Origin of the sequence: Ottowia beijingensis, from assembly GCF_042680925.1 — a bacterium.
Taxonomy (GTDB): Bacteria; Pseudomonadota; Gammaproteobacteria; order Burkholderiales; family Burkholderiaceae_C; genus Ottowia; species Ottowia beijingensis.
Map to the genome: position 1 here is coordinate 311,656 of NZ_JBHUEP010000005.1, position 26,190 is coordinate 337,845.

Genomic DNA, 26,190 nt, shown 5'->3' on the forward strand with positions numbered 1-26,190 from the left:
TGCCGCGTCAACGCGTCAACGCGAGGTAGGCGCGGCGCTTGCTGCGCCGGCCAGCAGCCGCTCGATCATCGCCTCCCGCGAGGCCACGCCCAGCTTGGCGTACAGGCTTCTCATGTAGCCCTTTAGGGTGCCCAGCGAACAGCCCAGCGCGCTGGCCATTTCGCGCTGGCTGTCGGTGCGTGCGCTGGCGACGGCCAGCTGCCGTTCGCGCGGCGTCAACGGCCAGCGCGTCAGCTGGAGTGCCACGGCCAGATCGATCGGCTCCAGATGGCAGAGCGTCAGCACCAGCTCGGCTGCATCGGCGCCGGCATCGATCAGCCGCTCCATGCGGTAGCGCATGCCGCCGCCGTCGTCACGCAGGGTGAGCTCGTCGCAGGCCGGCGCCGCGGGCTCGTCCAGCAACTGGCGCGCCCGCTCTGCAACGGGCGCCGGCAACGCTGTCAGGTCGGCTGCAGCCCAGGTCAGGGAGCCCAGTTGCTGGTGCTGGCCCAGGAACAGCAACTCGTAGGCGTCGGCACTGCGCGCACGGATGCGCCCTTGCGCGTCGATGCGCAGCAGCGCACTGCGCGTCGGCACCGTCGGGGTGTCCCGCGTGCCTGGCGCCGCGTGGGCCGATGCCAGGCCGCGCAGGCGATCGCGCGCGTCGCGCAGGCGCCGCTGCTCGGCGTCGCTGAAACGGCCCTCGGCTTCGGCACGGTACAGGTAGATGAAGCCCAGGCAGCGATCCTGCCGATCGAGCAGCGGAACGCCCGTGCCCCAGCGCGCCCCCAGCGGCCCGAAGGCGCCCTGGTAAACCGGGTGCGTGCTCCATCCGGGTGCGTCGAAGGTGTCGCGCACGGCCTGGCCGTCGCTGTCGCGCTGCAGCGTCAGCGGCGTGAGGGCCAGCAACTCGTCGGCATGCCGCCCCAGCCAGTACAGCAGCGCTTCGCTTACGCGCTCCGTCCAGAACCCCGTGGGCGTCAACGTCGCGCTGTCGCACAAGCCGATGCTGGCGAAATCGGCCCGCATGCCGGAGCGCACGGAAGCGGCGATGGCCGGCGCCAGGGTCAGCAGCGAGTGAGGCAGGCTGGCCAGCAATTGCAATTGGCCATGCCAGGCCGTATCGCGCAGCGGTGTGCTGGGCGCACTGGGCGCGGCCGGCAGGACGTTGGTGTCGCGCTCGTGCAAGGCGTCGGAGAGCATCAGATTCCTAACCGTGGTGGGGCTGTCGTTTAGGGGATCGCATGCCACGATCGTATTTTGATCCGGCGCGACGGCGGGGCACGGTGGCGAGGGGCACCGATGACCTGAATCAAACCGCCCTCCGAAATATTTCATGAGAACCAGAACCGTCACGGCTTTTCTGCTGCTGGGCCTGCTGTCAGTCACGGGGTGGGCCGCCGACGCCCGAGGCTGCAAGGACCACCCGCTGTTCACGCGCATGAGCGGCTACCAGCTCGCCGCCTGCGAGAAGAAGTTCGAGCAGCTCGTCATCAAGCTCGACGAGGACCCCGACGCTGCACGCAACCCTCATCCCGAAGGCGACCGCTCGAAGAGCCGGTACGAGTGGGATGACGCGGCCGGCACGCCGCCCGATTTTCTGCAGGTGCTGCGCAACTACCAGAACGCCGCCACCGCCAGGGGCGGCGCCGTGCTGGCCGAGCACCCGCGCTACACGGCCCTGAAGTTCACCCCCGAGGGCCGCACCGTCTACGCCAGCGTGGAGGTGTTCAACGAAGGCCGAACGGTCGAATTGCAGGTGCTGGAGCAGCAGGCCATGGCGCAGGAAGTCAGCGCCAACCTGATGTGGGACGCCCTGCGGAAGGATGGTTTCGTCACGCTGCCGGTGCTGTTCGACACCGGCAAGGCCAGCATCCGGCCCGAATCCGCGGGCGTGGTGCGCCAGATCGCCGACCTGCTCAAGCAGCAGCCCGCGCTGAAGGTCTCCATCGAGGGACATACCGACAACCAGGGCAACGCCGCCGCCAACAAGGCCCTGTCGCAGCAACGCGCCAAGGCGGTGGTTGACGCCGTGACGGCCCAAGGCGTGGCGCCCGCCCGCATGAGCGCCGTCGGCTGGGGCCAGGACAAGCCGGTGGCGGACAACCGCAGCCACGCCGGTCGCGCCAGAAACCGCCGCGTCGAGATGCTCAAGCAATAACTCCTTCGTACTTCATGCTCATGTTCATGCCTATCGCCTTGTCATCGTCCGCCCGACGCCGCCTCCGTCGCGCCGCAACCCTCGCGCTGCTGACGGCCGGCGCCACCACGCAGGCCGCCACGCTGCACGTCACGAACCTGAACGACGCCGGCCCGGGCTCGCTGCGCGCCACGGTGCAGGCTGCGGTCAACGGCGACGTGGTGACGTTCGATGTGGGTGGCGCCATCACGCTGGCCAGCGTGATCCCCATTGACCGGAACCTCACCATCGAAGTCCCGCCCGGTGGGGCGGCCGTGCAGATCAGCGGCGGTGGCGCGGCGATCCCTTTGTTCCGCGTCGGCGTCGGGGCCGCGGCGGCGCTCACGCGCCTGTCGCTGCTCAACGCACAGAACGCGGTGCAGAACAACGGCAACCTCACGCTGACGCAAGTGCTGGTGCGCGGCAACACGGGCAGCGTTGGCGCGGGCGTGTCGGGGTGCGTCGATCCCGCCACGCAGACGCTCGGCGTGATCGACAGCGTGTTCATGGACAACCACGCCACCAACGGCGGCGGCGCCATCGGCGCCTGCGGCGCGATCACCATTTCCGGCAGCACGTTTTCCGGCAACACCGCTGGTCAGGGCGGTGGCGGGTATGGCGGCGCACTGGCGGTGACCAACACTGGCTCGGTCACCATCACCAACAGCACCTTCCAGGGCAACACGGCGGGCGGCTTCGGCGGCGCGATCGCCACCGATTACCCTGGCATGTCGCTCACCAACGTGACCTTCTCCGGCAACACCGCGACGACAGGCTCCGCGCTGTCCGTGGCTGGCGGGGTGGGGGTGACGGTGCGCAACACCGTGTTTGCCAGCGGCACTGGTGGTGGGCACTGCACCAACCCGATCTCGGCCGGCAGCAACAACCTGAATTTCGCCGACCCCGCAGGTGTCAATTCCTGCGGCCCGACGGTCACCGTCACCACAGACCCGCAACTGGGCGCGCTGGGCGACAACGGCGGCCCGACGCCGACCATGGCGCTTCCGGCCGGCAGCCCAGCCATCGACGCGGGTGTGCTTGCCGGTGCGCCAGCGTCCGATCAGCGGGGTATCTCGCGTCCGCAAGGAGCCGGCGTGGACATCGGCGCCTATGAGCGCCTGGCGGCCGCGCCGCCGCTGCCGGGGGGCGTGGCGGCGGTGCCAACCCTTGGCGAGTGGGGCCTGATGATGCTGGGCCTGCTGGCCGCGGGCGTCGGCGCACGGAACCTCCGGCAGCGCCGATAGCAAGGTCGCGCAGCCCCGGCATAGGACAATGGCGGCATGACCGCCGCTTTCGCACCGCATTCCGAACAGGCCGCTGAACCGGCCACCGGACCCGCCGCCCGCACGCGCGCCGAGCGCGAGGCGCTCAAGCTCGAAAAGCGCCTGTGCCGCCAGGTCGGCCAGGCGATTGCCGACTTCAACATGATCGAGGAAGGCGACCGCGTGATGGTGTGCCTGTCGGGCGGCAAGGACAGCTACGGCCTGCTCGACGTGCTGATGAAGCTGCAGGCGCGCGCGCCGGTGCGCTTCGAGCTGGTGGCGGTGAACCTCGACCAGAAGCAGCCGGGCTTTCCGGCCGAGGTGCTGCCGAATTACCTGCGTGACCTGGGCATCGAGCACCACATCGAGACGCAGGACACCTACAGCATCGTCAAGGCCAAGATCCCCGAGGGCAAGACCACCTGCAGCCTGTGCTCGCGCCTGCGCCGCGGCATCCTGTACAGCGTGGCGCGGCGGCTGAAGTGCAACAAGATCGCGCTGGGCCACCACCGCGACGACATGCTGCAGACCTTCTTCCTCAACATGTTCTTCGGCGGCAAGCTGAAAGGCATGCCGCCCAAGCTGACCAGCGACAACGGCGAGTTCATCGTGATCCGCCCGCTGGCCTACGTGGATGAGCGCGACCTGGTGGCCTGGGCGGCGCACCGGCAGTTCCCAATCATTCCGTGCAACCTGTGCGGCAGCCAGGAGAACCTGCAGCGCCAGCAGATCGGCGACATGCTGCGCGAGTGGCAGAAGAAATACCCCGGCCGCATCGAGAACATGACCACCGCGCTGCAGAACGTGGTGCCCTCGCACCTGATGGATGGAACCTTGCACGATTTCCGAAACCTGAAGGCGACCGGCGTGCCGGACGAGCAGGGCGACAAGGCTTTCGACGAAGAGACTTTCCCCGCGCCCGTGGGCACGCCCTTCGGTGGCGTGGCGCTGGTCAGTGCCTGATCTTTTTGCAATAAATCGCGGAGGTATCGTGATGTGGATTGCGCGAACAGCTCTTGTATTGATAGCGGCAACGCTGACGGCCTGTGCCACCGGCCCACGCACCGTGGGTGCCGACGTGCGCACCAGCGCGGCCCAGCCGCCGGGCAACGCGGTGCTGAACGGCGCGCGTTACCGCTTCGAGCGCGGCCCGCTGATCGCCGGCCAGCCTGACCCGGCCAGGCTGGAAGCCATGGCGCAGGCCGCGCTGGCCCGCGTGGGCGCCGTGCGTGACGATGCGCGGCCGCGCGTCAGCGTGCAGGTGGGCGGCTATGTGAACGCGTACTACCGCGATCTCTGGGGCGAGCCGAGCAATGCGCGCGTGGCGCTGGGCCTGGGCGTGGGGCGTGGCTGGCGGGGCGGCGGCATCGGGTTCGGGTTCGGCATGCCGATGTGGGACGACAGCACCCCGGCCTACGTGAGCGAAGTCAGCCTGCTGATGCGCGACCTGCAGACGGGCCAGATCGTTTACGACACCCGCGCCCGCCACGACGGCGGCTGGCACGACACCGACAACGTGCTGGCGGCGCTGTTCGTGGCGGCGCTGGAGGGCTATCCGCAGCCTGCCACTGCGGTGCGCCGCGTGGGCGTGCCCCTGCTGCCGCCGGCCAGCGCCAGCGGGGCGGCCGGCGCCACGCCGACGACCGGCGCCGCCGAACCGGCGCACCGCCCGGTGCGCGGCCCCGAGCCGGTGCAGGCGCCCGCGCGCTGACTGGGGTCCAGCGGGGCAAAGTGCCCCGCGGGCGGCCCAACCCTCATGGCATGATGCACGGCATGGAACCGACCCGCATCCTGGCCATCCGCCACGGCGAAACCGCCTGGAACGTGGACACGCGCATCCAGGGTCATCTCGACATTCCGCTCAACGCCACCGGCCGCGAACAGGCCAGCCGCCTGGCGCGCGCGCTGCTCGGCCACGCGCCGATCGACGCCATCTGCAGCAGCGACCTGTCGCGCGCGCTGCAGACGGCGCGCATCGTGGCCGACGCCACCGGCGCGCCGCTGAGCGTGAACGCCGGCCTGCGCGAGCGCTGCTTCGGCGATCTGCAGGGCCACACTTTCGCCGAGTTCAGCGCCGCCGCGCCGCAGCAAGCCGAGCGCTGGCGCCGGCGCGACCCCGACTGGGTGCCACCTGGCGGCGGCGAGTCGTTGCTCTCGTTTCGAGAGCGCGTGACGCAGACCGTGCAAGTGCTGGCAGCCCAGAATGCCGGCAAGACGCTGGCCCTGTTCACGCACGGCGGCGTGCTCGACGTGCTGTACCGTGCCGCCACCGGCCTGGGCCTGGAGGATGCGCGCACCTGGCAGATCGGCAACACGGCGGTCAACCGCCTGCTGTGGACGCCCGACAGTGGCCTGACCCTGGTGGGTTGGGCCGACACCACCCACCTGGAAGACGAGTGGCTGGATGAAAGCACCGCCTGAAATACCTGAACGCCTGCGCGCCCTGATCGGCCAGGGCACGGACGCCATCGAAACGCCCGTGCTGGTGGTCGACCTGGACGCCGCCAACCGCAACCAGCAGCGCATGACCGAGTTCGCCGCCAAGCACCGGTTGCGCCTGCGCCCGCACGCCAAGATGCACAAGAGTGCCGAATTCGGCCGCCTGCAACTGCAGGCCGGTGCCGCCGGCCTGTGCGTGCAGACCGTGGGCGAGGCCGAGGCGCTGGCCGCCGGCGGCATCAACGACCTGTTCATCACCAACCAGGTGGTGTCGGTGGCCAAGCTGCGGCGTGTGGCGGCGCTGGCGCACCAGCTCAAGGCCCGGGGCGGCCAGTTGGCCATCGCGGTCGACAGCTTCGAGGGCGTGGAGCGGCTGGCGCAGGCCATGCAGCTGACCAACGCGGTGATCGACGTGTTCGTCGAAGTCGACATCGGCCAGGGCCGCTGCGGCGTGGCGCCGGGCGAGGCAGCCTTGCAACTGGCGCGCCTGATCGCCCGCCGATCGGCCAGCCTGCGCTTTGCCGGCCTGCAGGCCTACCACGGCGGGGCGCAGCACCTGCGCAGCGTGGCCGAGCGCCGCGCCGCCATCACCGCCGCCGCCGAACGGCTGGACGACACGCGCCGCCTGCTGGTGGCGGGCGAGCTGCCGCCGGCGGTGATCACCGGCGCCGGCACCGGCACCTTCGCGCACGAGGCCGCCAGCGGGCTGTGGACGGAGATCCAGCCCGGCAGCTTTTTGTTCATGGACGCGGACTACCTGCGCAACGAGCGCGATGCGGCGCAGCCGCAGTTCGAGCCGGCGCTGTTCGTCAAGTCGCAGGTCATCAGCGTCGGCGAAGGCCGCGCGGTGTGCGATGCCGGCCACAAGAGCCATGCCATCGACAGCGGCCTGCCGCTGGTGCACGCGCTGCCCGGGCAGGCGCCGCTGGCGTTTGCCAACGGCGGCGACGAGCACGGTGTGCTCACGCTGGCCGATGGTGGCACGCTGCCGGCGCTGGGCGACACGGTGTGGCTGATCCCCGGCCACTGCGACCCCACCGTGAACCTGCACGACCACCTGGTGGTGGTGCGCGGCGGCGTGGCCGCCGGCCGCGTCGAGGCGGTGGTGGCGGTGGACGCACGCGGCGCCTGGTGAGTGGGTGCTATCAATTTGATGGCTTTCTGCGCTTGACTGGCAAGGGCAGAAGGCTGATTGGATGCTTGAATCTAAACAGCCGAACAGCCGAACAGCCGAACAGCCGAACAGCCGAACAGCCGAACAGCCGAACAGCCGAACAGCCGGACGCAGAGGACGCCAAGGTTTCGCAGAGGACGCAAAAGAAATCCAAACACCTGCTCATCGGGGTGCTTGATTGACAGATGTGATCGGGAGTTTTTTGCGTCCTCTGCGTGGTTTCTGCGTCCTCTGCGTCCGGCTGTCTTGGTTTTCCCCACGCACCGCAGCCGCAAATCACCCCCGCACCAGCGGCACCTGCGTCTCGAACTTGGCCCGCTTGACCGAGAAGAAGGCGCGCACGGTGCGCACGTTGGCATCCTGCGTGAACAGGCGCTCGGCGAGCCGCTGGTAGGCCGGCATGTCGGGCACGCGCAGCAGCAGCACGAAGTCTGGCCCTGGCGCCACGCGATAGCACTGGCGCACGGCGTCGTCGGCCACGGCACGGCGCTCGAAGGCGTCCTGGTGCTCGGCGCCCTGGCGGTCCAGCGTCACCTCCACGATCGCCGTCAGGCCGTGGCCCTGCAACGCGGCCACGCGGTCTTCGTCCAGCAGCGCCACCTGCGCGCTGATCAGGCCCTCGTCGTGCAACCGCCGCACCCGCCGCAGCGCGGTGGGCGGCGAGATGCCGGCGCGCTCGGCCAGTGCCTGGTTGCTCTGGGCGGCATCGTGCTGCAGGGCGGCCAGCAGGGCCCAGTCGGTGTCGTTTGGTTTCATATGCAGCGGTATTTTGGCTGAAAAGTTCATCATTCAAGAAAAATGTAGATTTATTTCAATTTAGGTGATTGATGGCCGCTGAAATTTCATACAGACTTTCCTAAGATCGCGGGTCGGCCGCGCAGCATGCGGCGTTTCTGAAGGGCTTTCCCATGTGCGGCATCGTCGGCGCGGTCTCCACGCGCAACATCGTTCCCCTCCTCGTGCAGGGCCTGCAGCGGCTCGAATACCGCGGCTACGACTCGTGCGGCGTGGCCGTGCATGCGGCCGAGGCCGCGGGCGCCGTGCCGGGCACGCGCCTGAAGCGCCTGCGCGGCATCGCCCGCGTGGCCGACCTGGGCGCGCAGGCTGAATCGCAGGGCCTGGCCGGCAGCACCGGCATTGCCCACACCCGCTGGGCCACGCACGGCGCGCCGGCCATCGGCAACGCGCACCCGCATTTCAGCCGCGGCCCCGTGCCCGCCGGCATGGACGGCGAGCAGGCCGCCGCCCGCCCGGCGCGTGTCACGCTGGTGCACAACGGCATCATCGAAAACCACGAGGCCCTGCGCGCCGAACTGCTGGCGCGCGGCTACTTCTTCACCAGCCAGACCGACACCGAGGTCATCGTCCACCTCATCGACAGCCTGTACGACGGCGACCTGCTGGCGGCGGTGCAGGCGGCCGTCAAGCGCCTGCGCGGCAGCTATTCCATCGCCGTGCTGCACCGCGACGAGCCGCAGCGCCTGGTGGGCGCGCGCGAGGGCTCGCCGCTGGTGCTGGGCATCGGCGCCGACGGCAAGGAGAACTTTCTGGCCAGCGACGCCATGGCCCTGGCCGGCGTGACCGACCAGATCGTCTACCTGGAAGAAGGTGACACGGTGGACGTGCAGCTGGGCAAGCACTGGGTTGTGGCACGCGACGGCCAGGCCGTGCAGCGCCCGGTGCGCACCGTGCAGGCCATGAGCGGCGCGGCCGAGCTGGGGCCTTACCGCCACTACATGCAGAAGGAAATATTCGAGCAGCCGCGCGCCATTGCCGACACGCTGGAAGGCGTCGAGGCCGTGGTGCCCGAGCTGTTCGAGGCCGCCCGCAACCACGCGCCGGGCGAGGGCGCGCACGCCACCTTCCGCGCCACCGACCAGGTGCTGATCCTGGCCTGCGGCACCAGCTACTACGCCGGCTGCGTGGCCAAGTACTGGCTCGAGGCCATCGCCCAGCTGCCCTGCGCGGTCGAAATCGCCAGCGAATACCGCTACCGCGAATCGGTGCCCAACCCGCGCACGCTGGTGGTCACCATCACCCAGTCGGGCGAGACGGCCGACACCCTGGCCGCGCTGCGCCACGCGCAGTCACTGGGCATGCAGCACACGCTGACGGTGTGCAACGTGGCCACCAGCGCCATGGTGCGCGAATGCAAGCTGGCCTACGTCACCCGCGCCGGCATCGAGATCGGCGTGGCCAGCACCAAGGCCTTCACCACGCAGCTGGCCGGCCTGTTCCTGCTGACCCTGGCGCTGGCCCAGGCGCGCGGCCTGCTCACCGAGGCGCAGGAGGCCGAGCACCTGAAGGCGATGCGCCAGCTGCCCAACGCGCTGCAGGCCGTGCTGGCGCTGGAGCCGCAGGTCATCACCTGGGCCGAGCAGTTCGCCGCCAAGGAGAACGCGCTGTTCCTGGGCCGCGGCCTGCACTACCCGGTGGCGCAGGAGGGCGCACTCAAGCTCAAGGAGATCACCTACATCCACGCCGAGGCGTACGCGGCGGGCGAACTCAAGCACGGCCCGCTGGCGCTGGTCACCAGCGCCATGCCGGTGGTCACCGTGGCGCCCAACGACGCGCTGCTGGAAAAGCTCAAGAGCAACATGCAGGAAGTGCGCGCCCGCGGCGGCGTGCTCTATGTGCTGGCCGATGCCGACACCCACATCGACAGCGGCGACGGCCTGCACGTCATCCGCCTGCCGGGCCACTATGGCGCGCTGTCGGCCATCGTGCACGTGGTGCCGCTGCAACTGCTGGCCTACCACACGGCTGTTGCGCGCGGCACCGACGTGGACAAGCCACGCAACCTGGCCAAGAGCGTGACGGTGGAGTAAGCGGCTGCCAGTGCCTTCAATGCTGACCCCAACAAGTAAAGTCCGTCGGGAGCCAACATAGTCCGGCGAAGATCGCTATTGCTCCGAAAGCAAACTGGTTTGAGAATCTCCGTGCTGCCTTAGCGCGCGTGAACAACCTCTTGGGGAGCGACACCGAGGCGCGCCGCCAGCAGGGCGCGCAGGCGCAATGGCCGAACCGGCTTGCGCAGCACTTGAAACGCCGAGCCGGCCTGGTGCAGGTGCTGGATGTCCTCGCCGGTGACCAGCAGCGCCAGGCGCAGGTCGGGCAAGCGCTGGCGTGCCTCGCGCAATACCGCGAGGCCGTCACGCTCACCGGGCAGCCGCCAGTCGCTGATCACGGCGTCGTAAGCGTGCTGCGCCATCGAGCGACTGGCCTGTCCGGCATCGTGTGCGGCGTCGGCATGCAATCCCCACATCCGCATCAGCAGCACCAGCGCATCGCGCACGCTCGGGTTGTCTTCCACTACCAGCACCCGGCCGCAGAATGGTCGAGCGGATGGGGCGGCCTGTTGCGGGTAGGGCATGCCGTCGGGCGGCGGGTCGGCGCGCGGCAAGTCGAGTGCAAACACGCAGCCGCGCCCGACCCGGGAGTTGAGCGTGATGCGGTGGCCCAGCAGGTCGGCGACACGCCGCACGGTGGCCAGGCCCAGTCCGGTGCCTTGCGTGGGGTCGCGGGCTGCGTTGTCGAGCTGCACGAACTCCTCGAACACCGCATCGTGCGCCTCGGGTGCGATGCCGATGCCGGTATCGACGATGCACAGGCGCCAGGCGTTGCCTCGGGGCCGCACGCCAAGCACCACACCGCCACGGGCGGTGTAGCGGATGGCGTTGGCCAGCAGGTTGGACAACGCGCGCTCCAGCAGCGCCACATCGCTGCGGGCCCAGGCGGTGGTGGGGTGAATGCGCAAGCGCAGCCCTTTCTGCCGGGCCATGCCTTCGTACATGCCGGCCAAGCGCTCCAGCAGTGGCTGCACGGCGAATGCGCTGGGTGCTGGCGTGATCTGGCCGGCGTCCAGGCGCGACAGGTCCATCACGACTTCCAGCAGGCGGTCGAGCGAGGCCATGCACTCGCCCATGCGGGCCAGCGTCGGCGCGTCGCGCGCACTGCCTTCAAGCACGCCGTGGTACAGGCTCATGGCTTGCAGAGGCTGGCGGAGATCGTGGCTGGCAGCGGCAAAGAAGCGCGATTTGGCGGCGTTGGCAGCTTCGGCCTGAGCGCGCCGTTCATCCAGCTCGCGCATCAGTTGTTCGTTGAGCAGGCGGGTGGACATGTCGTTGTGCAGTGTGCGCGCGAAGCGCAATCCGGCCATGCCGAGCGTGAACCAAAGCAACGCGGTGAAGAGTGCGGCGAACAGGCGTTCGTCGCCGCCGAGCAGCAGTACTTGAGCGCTCAGGCCCAGCAGCATTGGTGTGAACGAGGCCCACATGGCCGGTGGCCAGCAGCAGAACTGTGTCACCGAACTGGCGGCCACGATGGTGGCCAAGGCCAGGATCACGAACACCAGCGACGCGTTGCCCGAGATGACGACTGGATAGCCCCAGCCGGCGACGATGGCGGACGACAGTCCGGTGCGCCAGGTCACGGCGTGCAGCCAGGGGCGCGGCCGGCTGTCGCCGTCCGCCTGTGCCCGTGCGGCGCGGCGAATGAAGAACAGGCGCTCAACGGTCAGCGCATACAGCAGCAACGCGGGCACCATGGCAGCCATTGGCCCGACGCTCGGCATGATGAGCCACACGACCAGCGCCGGCCCGACGGCTGCGGTGATCAGCGTCGTGCGCAGCCCTGCCATGACGAGGTCGAGTACCCGTTGCTCAAGCAGCAGGCGCTGGGCCGGATCATGGACCTTCGGGAACAGACGCTCGGCTTCGAGCATCATTGCACGCGCCAGTGACCAGCCTGCGGCGTTGGCGGTTGCGTCGGCGACCGATGTGTCAGGCGTCATGTTGCTCAAGTGTGTCGCGAGCCATCATCACCGCCTGCAAGCGGTTGGAGGCGCCCATCTTGTCGAAGATGTCTTCGATATGCTTCTTCACCGTGGCCGGCGAGATGCCAAGGGCCCGCGCGATCTTCTTGTTGCTGGCGCCGGTGGCCAGGTGACGCAGCACGTCCACCTGTCTGCCGGTCAGTCCGCGCGGTCCGGCCACGGCGGCTACGCTGATGGCTGGCGCCAGCAGCTCGTCATCGAACACGGTCTCGCCATTGGCCAGCCGGCGCAGACATGACAGCAAGGCCGGCAACTCCAACGCTTTCGGCAGATATGCCATCAAGCCGGCGTCGTACGCGCGCCGAGGCAGCGTGGGGTCGTCCACGCCCGACATCAGGCCGATGCCGACGGACGGGCACCGCGCCCGCAGGCGTTCGGCGCCGCGCAGGCCGTCCTCGCCGGGCAGACGGTAGTCGAGCAGCACCAGGTCGAACGCCTCGCCATCCGAGCACAGCACCTCGAGCGCCTGGTCCAGCGTGGCCACAGCATGCACTTGCAGCGTCGGCACCTGGTGGCGCAGCGCCGTGGCGAGGCCGTCGCGAAACAGCGGATGGTCATCCACTAGCAGCACGGCGAAGCCATCAAGCTCATCGTTCAACGGAGATCCTTTGAAGTGCGGCTGGGGCATGATTTTCAAGAATAGCGCAGGGTCCGCGTTTGCGCAGGGGGCCAAACGGCCGATGGTGGCGCGCGGTGCCCGCCGGCATGATGGGTTCAGCGGCCGTATGTGCGTGCGGCGATGACTGACAGACGCCTGCGGTGCCGCCCCCATCGCCTGAAAGGAGGCGCGATCATGCGCAGCACGGTTTCTACTTTCCACGTCGGCCATTGGCGGCTCGTCGCGGCTTGCGGCTTGGGGCTGGGGTTGCTGGCCTGCGGCGGCTCGGACGACGAGGCGACCCAGCGATTCACGGTTGGCGGCACGGTCAGCGGACTGACCGCCGCAGGGCTGGTGCTGCAGAACAATGGCGCCGATGACCTGGCGCTGCCGGCCGGCGCCCGTGATTTCGTGTTTGCGGCTGCGCTGGCGGCGGGCGAGCCTTACGACGTCAGCATCAGGGCGCAGCCGTCGGGCCAGAAATGCATGGTAGGTCGCGGGCAGGGAATGCTGGCGCGCGATGTGCGCGATGTCCAGGTGAACTGCGCACCCGCAGCGGGCGACGACGGGGCCATACCGGGCCCGGGTGACGGCACCGGCGACGGAGACGGTGGCGCCGATGTGGGCGCCGGCGCCGCGAGCGCCTGCTTCAACCCTGCCCTGATGACGCCTGGAACCCGCTACCGGTGGCACATGCAGACGCAGGTGGAAGGCCAGCTGGTATCCATGGTGCAGGAACGCCGGATCGAGGGCGGCGGCAGCTTTGCTGGTGCTTCCGGCTTGGTGGTGGATAGTGGTTCGATGTCCATGACCTTCGGCGCCAGCGGCTCGATGGATCAAAGAGGCGCCTGGTATTACAAGCGCCTGGACACGGCTGCCGGACCGGTGATCGTTGAATATGGCGGCAGCGCCGATGCGACGACCAGCGCGGGGGGTATGCGTTTCGACTCGCGGCACGAGTGGGTCAACACGCCGCCAGCGGAAAAGCGAGAGTTTGCGCTGCAATCCGGGCAGAGCTATCCATACAGTGCCACCACGCGCACGACCACAAGAACGATGATGAGCGGGGTGGCGATCCATACCACCGTCGATACGAGCACCGATGCCTATCGAGTGACTTATCTGGGGCAGAAGGAAATCACCGTCGCGGCGGGCACCTACCCAGCCTGCCACTTCAGCAATGCGACGACCGAGGGCCAGGTGGATGTTTACTACTCGGTCGGCAGTGGCTTGCCGCTGGTGATCGCCAGCAGGATCGAGGACGGCGGGCTCGTGCGCATGGAAATGCAGCCTGACTCGCATGTCAACGGCGTACCGGTCAGCCAGTACCACGCTTCGCGCCAGTGAAGCCACCAACCCAAACGCGAGGCGACCCATGCTGACAAGCAACCGCACTGTATTCACCGCGCTGCTCCTGGCGTGCGCCGGGGCTGCGCATGCGCAGTCCATCGACCCCGGTCTGTGGGAATTCAAGCACGACGTTCGCGCGCCCGGCATGCCCGACCTGAACGCCCAGATGGCGCAGATGCGCGAGCGCATGAAGTCGCTGCCGCCACAGATGCGCCAGATGATGGAGCGGCAACTGGCGAACATGGGTGTCGGTCTCGGTGAGGGCGGAGCATTGCGCGTGTGCATGGGCCTGGACGACGCGCGGCGCGGGCCGGTGCGCGAGGGCCATCGCGACAACGATTGCACCTACACCCAGGTCAAGCGCAATGGCAACACCTGGAGCGGACGCGTGACATGCACCGAACCGGCGGGCCAGGGCAAATTCACGACCACGGTGCACAGTGCCTCGCATTTCAGCACCATCTCGGTGCTCAGTGGCGCGCAAGGGCGCACGGAGGTCAAGCTCGACGCGCGCCGCATCGGCACCGACTGCGGCGCGGTAGCGGCCGTGCCACGCCGCTGATGCCGGCAACAGGCAGGATCTGCCCGGACAGGAGATCGTGCCGCGGCGCTTGAACGGGCGCCCGCCCTGCGTGGTCGGTGGTTTGCTGATGGTCGGGGCGGTGCGCGGCAAAAGAGGACTGTGAGCGGGCAGGCAGCCCCTGCCCCATGCCGTGCCTGCAGGTCGCCTGGTCATTTGTTTGGGCCGGACGCGGTTGGGCGCCGCGACGCTGACCCTTTGCGCCATTGGTGCCGACCTTGCCGTGCGCCTCTGGTCGAGGTTCGGGCTTGCAATCCAGCGCCGCAATCCTTGCTGGGCGCACCCGCCTTCAAAAGTGCCCCGGCAGGCCGAAGGCCATGTAGACGGTGTTGCTCTTGGGCGCCAAGACGCCCCGCGCGCCTTCACGGGGTCGGCCGCACCGCCTCGCTGCGTTCGTGACGCCGCCCGGCACGGTGGCGCAGAGGCGATGAACGGAACGTCGAATACGGTCGCCCCTCAGTTGCGCGATGGTGGTGTTGCCGCTGCCACGCGGAGCGCACGATTTCCGCCGAGGCGGGAGTTCAGAAGCGGGTTCCAAGCGCCGCAGAGGGTGGATGCATGGACTCCCCACCCTCGCGTGAGTGGCGGATGGTTTCAACTCGTTTGCTTGGGGCGCGACAGAAGGCCTGGCGGCCGCACTTTCAGCGCTGGCCCGGCCATCAGCCGCGTCGCAGTCGCCTGGCCCCCAGCAGCGCCGCTGCCAGCCCCAGCCACACCAGCGTCCACTGCCCGAGCGTCGGCACGGCCGTGACCTGCCCACCGCCGCCAGCGCCACCGCCGGTACCGTTGCCGTTGCCGTTGCCAGTCGCGGCCACCACAAGGCGCAGCGCCAGCGGCGCGCTGTCGCCGGCGGCGTTGCTGGCCACCAGGCTGAAGTCGTAGCTGCCGGCTGCCGTGGGCGTGCCGCTGATCTGGCCCGTCGCGGGGTTCAGGCTCAGCCCTGGCGGCAACGTGCCGCCGGCCAGCGCGTAGGTGACCGGTTGCGTCACCCCGGCCGGGCCCAGCGTGGGTGTGAAGCCCGCGTAGGGCTGCCCCACCGTGCCGCCGGGCGCGGTGCCGGTCAGCGTGGGCGCCACGGCCATAGCGGCAATCACCACCGTCTGCGCCAGCGGCGCGCTGTCGCCGGCGGCGTTGCTGGCCACCAGGCTGAAGTCGTAGCTGCCGGCTGCCGTGGGCGTGCCGCTGATGTGGCCCGTCGTGGGGTTCAGGCTCAGCCCCGGCGGCAACGTGCCGCCGGCCAGCGCGTAGGTGACCGGTTGCGTCACCCCGGCCGGGCCCAGCGTGGGTGTGAAGCCCGCGTAGGGCTGCCCCACCGTGCCGCCGGGCGCGGTGCCGGTCAGTGTGGGCGCCACGGTAGGTGCATCAACATAGTCCAGGAAGGACTGTCCCCCGCGCACCAGGCGAACGTAGTTGGTGGCAGTGCGGCCGCTCAAAGTGTCATTGCCGTTGACGAGGAACACGGCCCATGCCAGATTGGGTCTGGTGACGATGGGCGAGGACGACCAGAAGGCCCAGTTTGCCCCGGTGCCAGGAAACTGCGCCAGGTTGATGGCGGGTTCGGCGCAGCCCAGTTCGGCAATCGATGTCAACTCATTGAGGTTGGGCAGGCGCCAGTCGGTGGCGCCCAGGTTTTGCGTGCCGGCGGCGGCCTGATTGACGGCATCCACACGCGCGAAGGCCTGTTGCCAGGCATAGCCGGCCGCCGTACCGGTGCAGGTGGCGCCGTCCCAGGCCTGCCCTTCGGCGCAGCGCTTCCACACCAGGCCCGTGGGCAGGTGACGGACCATGCCGCTGCCGCTGCCGGCGTCGGCAAATGCGCCGTCGGGGGTCGTCAGCGGCAGTGGGCAGCTTTGTTGTGCCTGGGCGGCGAGCGCGATCAACAGGGCCGGCAGGGCCGCCGCCCAGCGCACGAGGGCAGAAAGTCTCATGGCTTGTGGCCTCCAAAAAGATGCGGGAATTGAGCGGCTGCTGGACAACGTCCGCCCGATGGTCGGTTGGCCGCGGGCCGCCGATGCCACGGGCGCGGCGCACGGCGCCTCGGCGGCCGGCCAGCGGGCCGGCTGGCGCAGGCGCATGGTTGCCGTCATTGTTCTGGCCCCTTGCAAGAACGTCACAGTCCCGTGCGGACGAGGCGAACCCGGAGGGCGCCGCCCCGGCTGGTCCAGCCATTGGCGCCATCCAGGAAGCGCACTGTCCACGCGTTGCCCGCGACCCTGGCCATGGGCGAAGCCGACCAGAACTGCATGGCTGGGGTGTAGGGAAAGTAGTCGAAATCGATGGCCCCAGTAGCACTGCCGCGGTCGGCCAGGTTGTACAGCTCTTGCATGGTGGGCAGTCGCCAGTCGTTGTGACCGCACAGGCCGACGGCATTGACGTCCTGGGCGAACTTTTCGGTGTCGCAGCGGCCCGCCGTCAGGCATGCTCCGCTGCTGGCAACGCCAGGGCCGCCATGGCTGTTGGCGCTGAAGTACCACGAGTAGGTGTGGTCCTTGTGACGCAGGTGACTGGCGTCATCGACCTTGACCTCCCACATCAGCCCGGTGTGGTTGTCGTAGGTGCAGGCCCAGTCGCCGGCACCCGTACCCAGCACGGCACTGGCGGGCAGGGTGGCGCCGCTGTGGCTGATCTTGGTGTAGTCGAAGCCCTTGGCGCCCGCGCCAACCTTGGGCAGCACGCCCTTGGCGGCAGCGGCATCGCGCCCGTAGCGCGCGTCTTGCCCGCCGTGGGTGGGCAGGGGCGTGCACGTGGTGCTGGCGCTGATGGCCGTGTCGGCGCCGCTGGCGTGCTCGCGACAGAAGTCAATGCCCGAGTCGTTGACCGGGTTGGTCTGTGCCCAGGCAGCGGGCAGTGTCAGCAGCGACAAGGTCGCGGCGCGAAGATGGGGCAATTTGGGGCTCATGCAGTCTGCCTCCCGAAGAAAAACGAAAGCGGCGAAGCAGGCGATGGATGTGCTCCGTGGCCTGCAGAGGAAGTGAATGTGGAGCGAACCGGGCAAAGCTCGGCCGCCCCTTGACGGGCGGCAAACGTGTGGTGACTCCAGGTGAACGCAGTGGGCATGGGGCGGGCTTCGGCAGGTCTGTAGTCCGTACGCTAAAGCCTCCCTGCGACATGCGCCATCGGCCAGCCGGCCTATGGCGAGCCCCGGTTCCATGTGCGGGCCAGCGCGCGCCGCTACCCCCGCGGCGGCATGGCCGACCGTGCGCCCCCGCCGATCTTTTGCATCTTTTTATGCAGTGCCCGCACACCAGCCCCAAGCGCTTTCATGGGGTTACGCACAGTGCTTGCAGGGGGATTGCCGGTGTCAGTTCTTCTTTTTCAGGTCAAAGCCGCCCCTCGCGCCAGGTGCGGATGGTCTGGCGCAGCGAGGCGCGGTCGAACTCGGGGTGCCAGCGGTAGCGCAGAAAGTGTTCGCCGACGACGAACACGCCCAGCGAGATGGGCGACAGCACCAGGGTGAAGAAGGCCCAGGCGCGCAGGCCGAGCAGCGCGAAGGTCAGCAGCGACAGCGCCGCCATGGCGGCGAAGTAGAGCGCCCAGGCGCGGGTCAGGCGCACGGTGTAGGCCTGCATGTCGGGCGTGAGCGGATGCACACGCCGCGCCACCCGGGTGATGAGTGGCGTGCCGGCCAGCGAGCCAGCGAACCAGGCGCTGAGCGCACCGTACACCGCCACGTATTCGGCCACGTAGAGCAGGTGCGCCTGTGGCGCGCAGCGTTGCAGGCAGGCCAGCAGTGCCGCCGGCACGGCCACGGCCAGCAGCACCGACGCGGCGCGCCAGCCGTGCCGCCACAGCCAGCCGCAGGCAAAGACCAGGGCCGGCAGCAGGAAGGCGGCCACGGTCCATGGCGAGCGTGGCTGCAGCCACAGCAGCACCGCGCAGCCCAAGGCATAGGCCACGCTGAGCGTCGTTCCCGCCAAGGCGCGGCGCTGCGGCGCAGTGGCGGGTGGGGACGAAGTGGGCGCCGGCGGGTTCACCCAAAAATCATACCGGCGCGGCGGCGTCTCAGCCCCCGCGCAGCGCCGCCAGCAGCTTCTGCCCGGCGCGCCCGTCGGCCTCCATGCCCAGGCGCTGCTGTTCGGTCTTGATGGCCTCGCGCGTCCTGGCGCCGATCAGGCCGTCGGCGCTTCCGATGTCGTGGCCGCGGGTCAGCAGCAGGGCTTGCAGCTCGCGGTTCTGCGCGCGCGACAGGCCGGGATCGTCGGTGGGCCAGGGCTGCACAAAGCCGATCGGCGTGCCGGCCGGCGCAGCGACCAGGTTCGACAGTTGGGCGATGGCCAGCGCGTAGTTCTCGCTGGCGTTGTAGCTGAACAGCGCGTCGAAGTTGCGCCCGACCAGAAAGGCGGGGCCGCCGCCCTCGCGGCGGGCGGGCACCAGCAGGCCGGCGCGGGGCAGGCTGTCGGGCAGCGGCGCGCCGTCGGCCAAGGTCACACCGTCGGCGCGCCAGGCGGCGATGGGGCGCTTGGCCTTGCGGCTGGCACCCGAGGTGTCGTAGCCGGCGGGCAGCCGCACTTCGAAGCCCCAGGCTTCGCCGCGGCGCCAGCCGGCGTTTTGCAGAAACTTGGCGGTGGAGGCCAGGGCATCGGGCACGCTGTCCACGATGTCGCGGCGGCCGTCGCCGTCGAAATCGACCGCGCTGCGGAAAAAGGTGCTGGGCATGAACTGGGTCTGCCCGAAGGCGCCGGCCCACGAGCCCGACAGCTTGTCGGCCGCGATGTGGCCTTCCTGCAGGATGCGCAGCGCGGCGGCGAATTCGCCGCGGAAATAACTTTGCCGCCGGCCAAAGCAAGACAGCGTGGCCAGCGACTGCACCAGCGGCCGGCCGCCCAGGTTCTGGCCGAAGTTGCTCTCCACGCCCCACACGCCGACCACGATCTCGGGCGCCACGCCGCTTTGCTGCGCAATTTTTTGCAGCGTGTCGTGCCAACGGCCGTAGGCGGCGCGGCCATCGGCGACGCGCTCGTCATCGACCAGCATGGCCAGGTAGTCCCACACCGGCAGGGTGAATTCGGGCTGGCGGTTCAGCAGCACCAGCACCGAGGGGTCGGCCGCCAGGCCGTCGGTGTGCCGAGCGTAGGTGGCGGCGGAGATGGGGCGAAACGCTGGCGTGCCTTTGAGCTGGCCCAGGCAGCGGCTGAAGTCGGCCGGGTCGATGGCCGGCGGCGTGTCCTGCGCGCGGGCGGCGCCGGCGCCCAGCAGGGCGGCGGCCACGAGCAGGCCGGACAAGCCGGAAATGCCGGAGGGGAGGGGATGGCGGTCAATCTGCGTCATTCAAAAATGATAGCTGATTGCGCTCATCCCTCGGGCGTTGGAAGCCGGTTTCTTTTGAAACCGGCTGTTGCCTTCAGGCCCTTTGCGCGCTCAACTGCAGGTTCAGCACCAGCTGGTGCGTGGTGGCATCGCCCGGCGTGGGCGTTTCGCTGAAGCCCAGCGCCTGGCCGAGCTGGCGCATGCGGTCGTTCTCCACCAGCACGGTGGCCACCAGCTGCTGCGTGCCGGCGGCGCGCTGGTAGCGGATCAGCTTGTCCATCAGGATGCGGCCCAGGCCCGTGCCCTTCATCCCGGGGCGCAGGATGATGCCGAACTCGGCGCCGATGTTGTCGGGGTCGGCGATGGCGCGGGCCACGCCCAGCGTCTTCTCGTTGCCGTTCTCGTCCGGCACGGTGGCGATGAAGGCCATTTCGCGCGTGTAGTCCACCTGCACCAGGCGCGCCAGTTCACTGCGCTCCATGATGCGACGGCTGTAGAAGAAGCGCATGCGCATGTCCTCGGCATCCAGGCTGTCGACGAAGGCGCGGTGGCGCGGCTCGTCCTCGGGGCGGATGGGGCGCAGCGTGAGCTTCTGGCCGTGCCAGTCGATGACCTCGGTCAGCTCGGCCGGGTAGGGCTGGATGGCGAAGTTGGCCGCGCCGGCCGGCAGCTTGGCGCTGACGCGCACGCGCGCATCCAGCGCGATGGCGCCTTCGTGGTTCACGATCAGCGGATTGATGTCCAGCTCGGCCACCTCGGGCACGTCGGCCAGCAGTTGCGACACGGCCATCAGCGTGGCCACCACGCTGTCCATGTCGGCCGGCGGCACGTCGCGGTAGCCCTTCAGCAGGCGCGCCACGCGGGTGCGCTCGATCAGCGTGTGTGCCAGCGGCGCATTCAGCGGCGGCAGCGCCATGGCGCTGTCCTTCATCACCTCCACCGCCGTGCCGCCCTGGCCGAACAGGATGACGGGGCCGAAGGTGGGGTCGATGCTGGCGCCGATGATCAGCTCCTGCGCCTGCGATTTCTTCACCATGCGCTGCACGGTGAAGCCCTCCAGCCGCGCCTTGGGAAACTTCTTGCGCACGCGCGCCAGCACCAGCTCGACGGCGGTGCGCACCTCGTCCTCGCTCTGCAGGTTCAGCACCACGCCGCCGACGTCGGACTTGTGCGAGATGTCCTCGGACAGGATCTTCAGCACCACCGGAAAGCCGATGCGCGCCGCCTCGGCCGCCGCGGCCTCGGCATCGGCCGGCACGGTGCTGGTGGCCACCACGGGGATGTGGTAGGCCTCGCACACGGCCTTGGCCTCGGGCTCGGTCAGCATGTCGCGGCCGGTGGCCAGCGCGCCCTGGATCAGCTGGCGCACGCGTGCCACGTCGGGCGTGCTGCCGTTGTGCAGCTGGGTGGCGGGCGGGGCCTCGGTCAGTTCGGCCTGGTTGCGGGCGTAGCGCTGCAGCGTGCCGATGGCGGCCACGGCCTGCTCGGGCAGGTCGTAGCAGGCGATGCCGGCGTCGATGAACAGCTGGCGCGCCTCGGCCACGGCCGGGCCGCCCACCCAGGCGCTGATCAGCGGCAGCGGGCGCTGGCCCGGCGGCTGGATGGCCGGCAGCATGGCGCGCGCGATGTCGGTGGAGGGCACGATGGCCGTCGGCGCGTGGATGAACAGCAGCGTGCCTGTGTCCTGCGGGTGCTTGGCCAGCGCGTTCAGCGCATCCACATAGCGCTGCGCTGGCGCGTCGCCGATGATGTCCACCGGGTTGCCGCGCGACCAGTTGGCGGGCAGCACCTTGTCGAGGTCGCGGATGAGGCCGTCGCCCAGCTCGGCCAGCGGCACGCTGTGCGCGGCGGCGGCATCGGCCGCCATCACGCCCACGCCGCCGCCGTTGGTCAGGATGGTCATCTTGTCGCCGATGGGCGACTTGAAGCGCGTCAGGATCTCGGCCGCCAGGAACAGCTCTTCCAGGCTGTCCACGCGCAGCATGCCGGCGCGGGCGATGGCGGCGTCGACCACGTTGTCGGCGCCGGCCAGCGCGCCGGTGTGCGAGGCGGCGGCCTTCTGGCCCTGCTCGCTGCGGCCGGCCTTGACCACGATCACCGGCTTGTTGCGCGCCGCCGAGCGTGCGGCCGACATGAACTTGCGCGCCTGGTCCACCGATTCGATGTACAGCAGGATGGCGCGCGTGTGGGGGTCGTTGGCCAGGTAGTCGAGCATGTCGCCGAAGTCGACGTCGGCATGCTCGCCCAGCGACACGAAGTGCGAGAAGCCGATCTGCCGCGCCTCGGCCCAGTCGAGCATGGCGGTGACCAGCGCGCCCGACTGCGACACGAAGGCCAGTTCGCCCGGCCGCGCCGGAATGTGCGCGAAGCTGGCGTTGAGCCTGGCGTGCGGCGCCAGCAGGCCCACGCAGTTGGGGCCCAGAATGCGCATCAGCGTGGGCCGGGCGGCGTCCAGCATGGCCTGCTTCTGCTGCGCCGTCAGGCCGGCGCTGATGACCACCACCGCCTTGGTGCCGCGCCGCGCCAGCTGCTTGACCAGGTCCACCACCGTGCCGGACGGCGTGCAGATCACGGCCAGCTCGGGCGCCTCGGGCAGGTCGGCCACGCGGGCGTAGCAGCGCTGGCCCGACAGCGTCTTGTACTTTGGGTTGACCGGGAACACGGGGCCGGCAAAGCCGCTGGTGCGCATGTTGTGCCACAGCGTGCCGCCGACGGAGAAGGGCCGCTCGGACGCGCCGATGACGGCCACGGATTGCGGGTCGAACAGGGAATCGAGATTGCGGATGCTCATGGGTTGCCTCAAAGGGGTGATGGCCCCGGTGCCGCCAGCCTAGCGCACCAGGATGATGGGGCGATGACAGGGCGTGGAATGCCCTGCATCATTCAAAATAATTGAACTTAAACGTCAAATCGAATGGAACCGATCGATGTTGGCCAGTTCTAACATGGGTCTGACTGGTTTCGGCCCGGCGCCTGCATGGCGCGGCCGGATCGCGTGACTTACTTGTGGACAGAACAGCCCAACAAAAAGGAGTTTCCCATGCAATCGTTTTCCGTTGCCCTGATCGCCGCCGCCCTGGGCCTGGGTGCCGCTGGCGCGGCCCAGGCCGCCCCCGCCACCTACAAGATCGACGACGACCACACCTACGCCACCTTCGCCATCGACCACTTCGGCGCCTCGGTGAACCGCGCGCGCTTCGACACGGTGACCGGCACGGTGCAGTTCGACAAGGCGGCCAAGGCGGGCAAGATCGACGTCACGGTGGACGTCAAGAGCGTCTACAGCGGCTCCAAGGGTTTCGACAAGCACCTGCAGGCGGCCGATTTGTTCGACGCGGCCAAGCACCCGACGATGCGTTTCGTGTCGGACAAGCTGGTGCTCCAGGGCGACAAGCTGGTCGAGGTGCCGGGCCAGCTGACGCTGCTGGGCCAGACCCATCCGGTGACGCTGAAGGCCAACCAGTTTGCCTGCTACTCCAACCCGCTGGCCAAGACCGAGGCCTGCGGCGGCGACTTCGAGGCGGTGATCGACCGCACGCAGTGGGGCATGAACGCCATGGTCGACATGGGCATGCCCAAGAACGTGAAGATCACGGCGACGATCGAGGCGTTCAAGCAGTGATCTTCGGTTTTTGAATCGAATCGGGCTCTGGCGCTTGCTTGGTGGGCGCTGGTAGCTATGAAAAAAGAAGCGGGCCGGGGTCCGCTTTTTTTGTGGCTGAAGGGGGTTGGGGGCGCTGCTGGCCGGGAGTTCGCCCCGGCGGGCGACCTACTTTTCTTTGTCTCGCCAAAGAAAAGTAGGCAAAAGAAAGGCGACCCCACTGGCCATGTCCCCTGCGCTTCGCTCCGGGGCAACCTGCGATGCTCGGGCATGGGGCGGCGCTGCGGAACTCGCTTCGCGCTTACGCGCTCCGCTCAGACAACCGCAGCGAGTCAGAGCACGAAGCATGGGCTTGCTGCGCAGCCCATGCCCGCCCCACGCCCTGCGCTTCTCGGCACGGCCAGAGGGGAGGGGAAGTCCACACGGGCCATCGCTGCGCTCGGCCTTGGTTTCGTCAGGCCGCTGCTTTGCGCGGCGGCTTTCTTGCCCCCTCTCCCGCTGGCGGGAGAGGGTTGGGGTGAGGGCGAACCGCAGCGCGGGCTTGGGGCCGGCTGCGCGCCCCTTTGCTTCGCAAGAGAGGGAAGGCGCGTCAGCGCTTCAGGGGGGTTACCTTTTGCTCTCCGCCTCCGCCACCGCCAGCGCCGTCATGTTCACCACGCGCCGCACCGTGGCCGATGCCGTCAGCACGTGGGCCGGCGCGGCGGTGCCGAGCAGGATGGGGCCGATGGTGACGCCGTGGCCCACGGTGATCTTCAGCACGTTGAACAATATGTTGGCCGCGTCCAGGCTGGGGCAGACCAGCAGGTTGGCTTCGCCGTCGAGCGTGCTGTCGGCCACGGCGCGTTCGCGCAGGGTCGACGACAGGGCGCTGTCGCCGTGCATTTCGCCGTCGCACATGATGGACGGGTGCTGCGCGCGGAACAGGTCGCGCGCGCGCCGCATCTTCAGCGCCGAGGGGCGCTTGGACGAGCCGAAGTTGGAGTGCGATACGAAGGCCACCTTGGGCGGCAGGCCGAAGTTGTGCACCTCGTCGGCGGCCATCTTGGCGATGGCGGCCAGCAGCTCGGCGCTGGGGTCTTCGTTGACGTAGGTGTCGGCCACGAACAGCGTGCGGTCCTGCAGCAGCAGCGCGTTCACGGTGGCGTAGCCGGGCGCGCCGGGCTCCACGCCGATGATGTCGTGGATGTGCTCCAGGTGCTGGTCGAAGCGGCCGAGCGCGCCGCACAGCATGGCGTCGGCGTCGCCCAGGTGCACCATCAGCGCGGCGATGATGGTGGAGGAGCGCCGCACCGCGGCCTTGGCCGCCTCGACGGTGACGCCGTTGCGCGCCATCAGGCGGTGGTAGGCCTCCCAGTACTGGCGAAAGCGCGGGTCGTCCTCGGGGTTCACGCACTGCACGTCGGCGCCCAGGCGCATGCGCAGGCCGGCTTTCTGGATGCGCTGCTCGATCACCGCCGGGCGGCCGATCAGGATCGGCATGGCCAGCCGGTCGTCGATGGCGATCTGCGCCGCGCGCAGCACGCGCTCGTCCTCGCCCTCGGCATAGGCCACGCGCTTGCGGTCGTGCGGCACGGCCTTGGCGGCGTCGTACACGGGGCGCATCACCATGCCGGTCTGGTAGACGAAGCGCTCCAGGCTGGTGCGGTAGGCCTCCATGTCGGTGATGGGGCGTTCCGCCACGCCCGATTCGACCGCCGCCCGCGCCACGGCGGGGGCGATGCGGGTGATCAGGCGCGGGTCGAACGGCGTGGGGATGATGTAGTCGGGGCCGAACTGCAGGTCCTTGCCGGCGTAGGCGGCGGCCACCTCGGCGCTGGTCTCGGCCTTGGCCAGGTTGGCGATCTCGTGCACGCAGGCCAGCTTCATGGCCTCGGTGATCTTGGTGGCGCCGCAGTCCAGCGCGCCACGGAAGATGTACGGGAAGCACAGGACGTTGTTGACCTGGTTCGGGTAGTCCGAGCGGCCGGTGGCGATGATGCAGTCGGGCCGCGCGGCCTTGGCGTCCTCGGGGCGGATTTCGGGCTCGGGGTTGGCCAGCGCCAGGATCACCGGCTGGTCGGCCATGGTCTTGACCATCTCGCCCGTCAGCACGCCGGGCGCAGAGCAGCCGAGGAAGACGTCGGCGCCCTTCACCACGTCGGCCAGCGTGCGCAGGCCGGTGTCGGGCTGGGCGTAGCGCGCCTTCGATTCGTCGAAGCCGCCGGGGCGCCCTTCGTAGATCAGGCCCTTGGAGTCGCAGGCGTACACGTTGTCGGGCCGCACGCCCAGCGCCACCATCACGTCCAGGCAGGCGATGGCGGCCGCGCCGGCACCGCTGACGGCCACCTTGACCTTGTCGATGCGCTTGCCCACCAGCTCCAGCCCGTTCAGCAGCGCCGCCGACGAGATGATGGCCGTGCCGTGCTGGTCGTCGTGGAACACCGGGATGTTCATGCGCTCGCGCAGCCTGGTCTCGATGTAGAAGCACTCGGGCGCCTTGATGTCTTCCAGGTTGATGCCGCCCAGCGTGGGCTCGAGCGCGGCGATGATGTCGACCAGCTTGTCGGGGTCGCGCTCGTCCAGTTCGATGTCGAACACGTCGATGCCGGCAAACTTCTTGAACAGGCAGCCCTTGCCCTCCATCACCGGCTTGCCGGCCAGCGGGCCGATGTCGCCCAGGCCCAGCACGGCGGTGCCGTTGGTGATGACGCCCACCAGGTTGCCGCGCGCCGTGTATTCGGCCGCCTTGGCCGGGTCGGCCTGGATGTCGAGGCAGGGGTAGGCCACGCCGGGCGAATAGGCCAGCGACAGGTCGAGCTGGTTGACCAGCGGCTTGGTCGGGGTGACCGAGATCTTGCCGCGCGTGGGCGTGCGGTGGTACTCGCGCGCGGCGTCGCGCAGGGACGTCTCGGCGGGCGAGAGGGGCTTGGTCATGAGGGGTCTCCTGTCGGGTCCAAAGGTTCGGGCA

20 protein-coding genes are annotated in these 26,190 nt (G+C 69.2%); 10 read left to right on the forward strand and 10 right to left on the reverse strand.

Annotation, left to right across the window (positions count from 1 at the left end):
* Nucleotides 1-15: 15 nt before the first annotated feature.
* Nucleotides 16-1,182: a response regulator transcription factor gene (locus ACFSCU_RS04895; protein ID WP_180550764.1), complete on the reverse strand. Its 1,167-nt coding sequence runs from the start codon at nt 1,180-1,182 to the stop codon at nt 16-18.
* Nucleotides 1,183-1,315: 133 nt separating this feature from the next.
* Here ACFSCU_RS04895 and ACFSCU_RS04900 point away from each other — a divergent pair, with 133 nt between their 5' ends.
* The 6 genes from ACFSCU_RS04900 to ACFSCU_RS04925 all read left to right on the forward strand — a co-directional run bounded on the left by ACFSCU_RS04900 (nt 1,316) and on the right by ACFSCU_RS04925 (nt 6,994).
* Nucleotides 1,316-2,140 (forward strand): OmpA family protein, encoded by an 825-nt coding sequence (locus tag ACFSCU_RS04900; protein ID WP_377560047.1) that lies wholly within the window; start codon nt 1,316-1,318, stop codon nt 2,138-2,140.
* 14 nt (nt 2,141-2,154) lie between these two features.
* Nucleotides 2,155-3,402, forward strand: a complete 1,248-nt coding sequence (locus tag ACFSCU_RS04905; RefSeq protein WP_377560049.1) for an IPTL-CTERM sorting domain-containing protein — start codon at nt 2,155-2,157, stop codon at nt 3,400-3,402.
* Nucleotides 3,403-3,438: 36 nt separating this feature from the next.
* Nucleotides 3,439-4,383: a tRNA 2-thiocytidine(32) synthetase TtcA gene (gene ttcA, locus ACFSCU_RS04910; RefSeq protein WP_180550769.1), complete on the forward strand. Its 945-nt coding sequence runs from the start codon at nt 3,439-3,441 to the stop codon at nt 4,381-4,383.
* A gap of 31 nt (nt 4,384-4,414) precedes the next feature.
* On the forward strand, nt 4,415-5,131 hold the full coding sequence (locus ACFSCU_RS04915; protein WP_180550770.1) for a DUF4136 domain-containing protein: 717 nt from the start codon (nt 4,415-4,417) through the stop codon (nt 5,129-5,131).
* Between the two features lie 62 nt (nt 5,132-5,193).
* On the forward strand, nt 5,194-5,841 hold the full coding sequence (locus ACFSCU_RS04920; protein ID WP_180550771.1) for a histidine phosphatase family protein: 648 nt from the start codon (nt 5,194-5,196) through the stop codon (nt 5,839-5,841).
* The gene (locus ACFSCU_RS04925; RefSeq protein ID WP_180550772.1) at nt 5,825-6,994 is read left to right on the forward strand and encodes a DSD1 family PLP-dependent enzyme; all 1,170 of its coding nucleotides are present in this window, start codon (nt 5,825-5,827) and stop codon (nt 6,992-6,994) included. Before ACFSCU_RS04920 ends, ACFSCU_RS04925 begins: the two co-directional genes overlap by 17 nt.
* Nucleotides 6,995-7,309: 315 nt before the next feature.
* On the opposite strand, the gene ACFSCU_RS04930 is transcribed toward ACFSCU_RS04925, so the two are convergent.
* Nucleotides 7,310-7,789, reverse strand: a complete 480-nt coding sequence (locus tag ACFSCU_RS04930; protein WP_377560051.1) for an Lrp/AsnC family transcriptional regulator — start codon at nt 7,787-7,789, stop codon at nt 7,310-7,312.
* A 152-nt stretch (nt 7,790-7,941) separates the two neighbouring features.
* Here ACFSCU_RS04930 and glmS point away from each other — a divergent pair, with 152 nt between their 5' ends.
* The gene (glmS, locus tag ACFSCU_RS04935) at nt 7,942-9,861 is read left to right on the forward strand and encodes a glutamine--fructose-6-phosphate transaminase (isomerizing) (RefSeq protein WP_180550773.1); all 1,920 of its coding nucleotides are present in this window, start codon (nt 7,942-7,944) and stop codon (nt 9,859-9,861) included.
* Between the two features lie 119 nt (nt 9,862-9,980).
* On the opposite strand, the gene ACFSCU_RS04940 is transcribed toward glmS, so the two are convergent.
* The gene (locus ACFSCU_RS04940; protein ID WP_377560053.1) at nt 9,981-11,825 is read right to left on the reverse strand and encodes an ATP-binding response regulator; all 1,845 of its coding nucleotides are present in this window, start codon (nt 11,823-11,825) and stop codon (nt 9,981-9,983) included.
* A complete protein-coding gene (locus tag ACFSCU_RS04945; protein ID WP_180550776.1) occupies nt 11,815-12,465 on the reverse strand; it encodes a response regulator transcription factor in 651 nt (216 codons plus the stop codon). Before ACFSCU_RS04945 ends, ACFSCU_RS04940 begins: the two co-directional genes overlap by 11 nt.
* Before the next feature lie 195 nt (nt 12,466-12,660).
* Here ACFSCU_RS04945 and ACFSCU_RS04950 point away from each other — a divergent pair, with 195 nt between their 5' ends.
* Both ACFSCU_RS04950 and ACFSCU_RS04955 read left to right on the forward strand, forming a co-directional pair.
* Nucleotides 12,661-13,812, forward strand: a complete 1,152-nt coding sequence (locus ACFSCU_RS04950) for a hypothetical protein (RefSeq protein ID WP_377560054.1) — start codon at nt 12,661-12,663, stop codon at nt 13,810-13,812.
* A 28-nt stretch (nt 13,813-13,840) separates the two neighbouring features.
* Nucleotides 13,841-14,377, forward strand: coding sequence for a DUF3617 domain-containing protein (locus ACFSCU_RS04955; protein ID WP_180550779.1), 537 nt, complete (start codon nt 13,841-13,843; stop codon nt 14,375-14,377).
* A gap of 677 nt (nt 14,378-15,054) precedes the next feature.
* On the opposite strand, the gene ACFSCU_RS04960 is transcribed toward ACFSCU_RS04955, so the two are convergent.
* The 5 genes from ACFSCU_RS04960 to ACFSCU_RS04980 all read right to left on the reverse strand — a co-directional run bounded on the left by ACFSCU_RS04960 (nt 15,055) and on the right by ACFSCU_RS04980 (nt 22,433).
* Nucleotides 15,055-16,323 (reverse strand): Lcl domain-containing protein, encoded by a 1,269-nt coding sequence (locus ACFSCU_RS04960; RefSeq protein WP_377560055.1) that lies wholly within the window; start codon nt 16,321-16,323, stop codon nt 15,055-15,057.
* A 182-nt stretch (nt 16,324-16,505) separates the two neighbouring features.
* The gene (locus tag ACFSCU_RS04965) at nt 16,506-17,294 is read right to left on the reverse strand and encodes an Lcl C-terminal domain-containing protein (protein ID WP_377560056.1); all 789 of its coding nucleotides are present in this window, start codon (nt 17,292-17,294) and stop codon (nt 16,506-16,508) included.
* A 421-nt stretch (nt 17,295-17,715) separates the two neighbouring features.
* Nucleotides 17,716-18,291 (reverse strand): COG4648 family protein, encoded by a 576-nt coding sequence (locus ACFSCU_RS04970; RefSeq protein WP_180550783.1) that lies wholly within the window; start codon nt 18,289-18,291, stop codon nt 17,716-17,718.
* 106 nt (nt 18,292-18,397) lie between these two features.
* Nucleotides 18,398-19,663, reverse strand: coding sequence for a lytic murein transglycosylase (locus ACFSCU_RS04975; RefSeq protein ID WP_377560058.1), 1,266 nt, complete (start codon nt 19,661-19,663; stop codon nt 18,398-18,400).
* Nucleotides 19,664-19,736: 73 nt separating this feature from the next.
* Nucleotides 19,737-22,433, reverse strand: a complete 2,697-nt coding sequence (locus ACFSCU_RS04980) for a bifunctional acetate--CoA ligase family protein/GNAT family N-acetyltransferase (RefSeq protein WP_377560059.1) — start codon at nt 22,431-22,433, stop codon at nt 19,737-19,739.
* A 249-nt stretch (nt 22,434-22,682) separates the two neighbouring features.
* Here ACFSCU_RS04980 and ACFSCU_RS04985 point away from each other — a divergent pair, with 249 nt between their 5' ends.
* Entirely contained in the window at nt 22,683-23,264 is a 582-nt protein-coding gene (locus tag ACFSCU_RS04985) for a YceI family protein (RefSeq protein ID WP_377560061.1), read from the forward strand.
* Nucleotides 23,265-23,849: 585 nt separating this feature from the next.
* On the opposite strand, the gene ACFSCU_RS04990 is transcribed toward ACFSCU_RS04985, so the two are convergent.
* A complete protein-coding gene (locus ACFSCU_RS04990) occupies nt 23,850-26,156 on the reverse strand; it encodes an NADP-dependent malic enzyme (RefSeq protein ID WP_377560062.1) in 2,307 nt (768 codons plus the stop codon).
* Between the last annotated feature and the right edge of the window lie 34 nt (nt 26,157-26,190).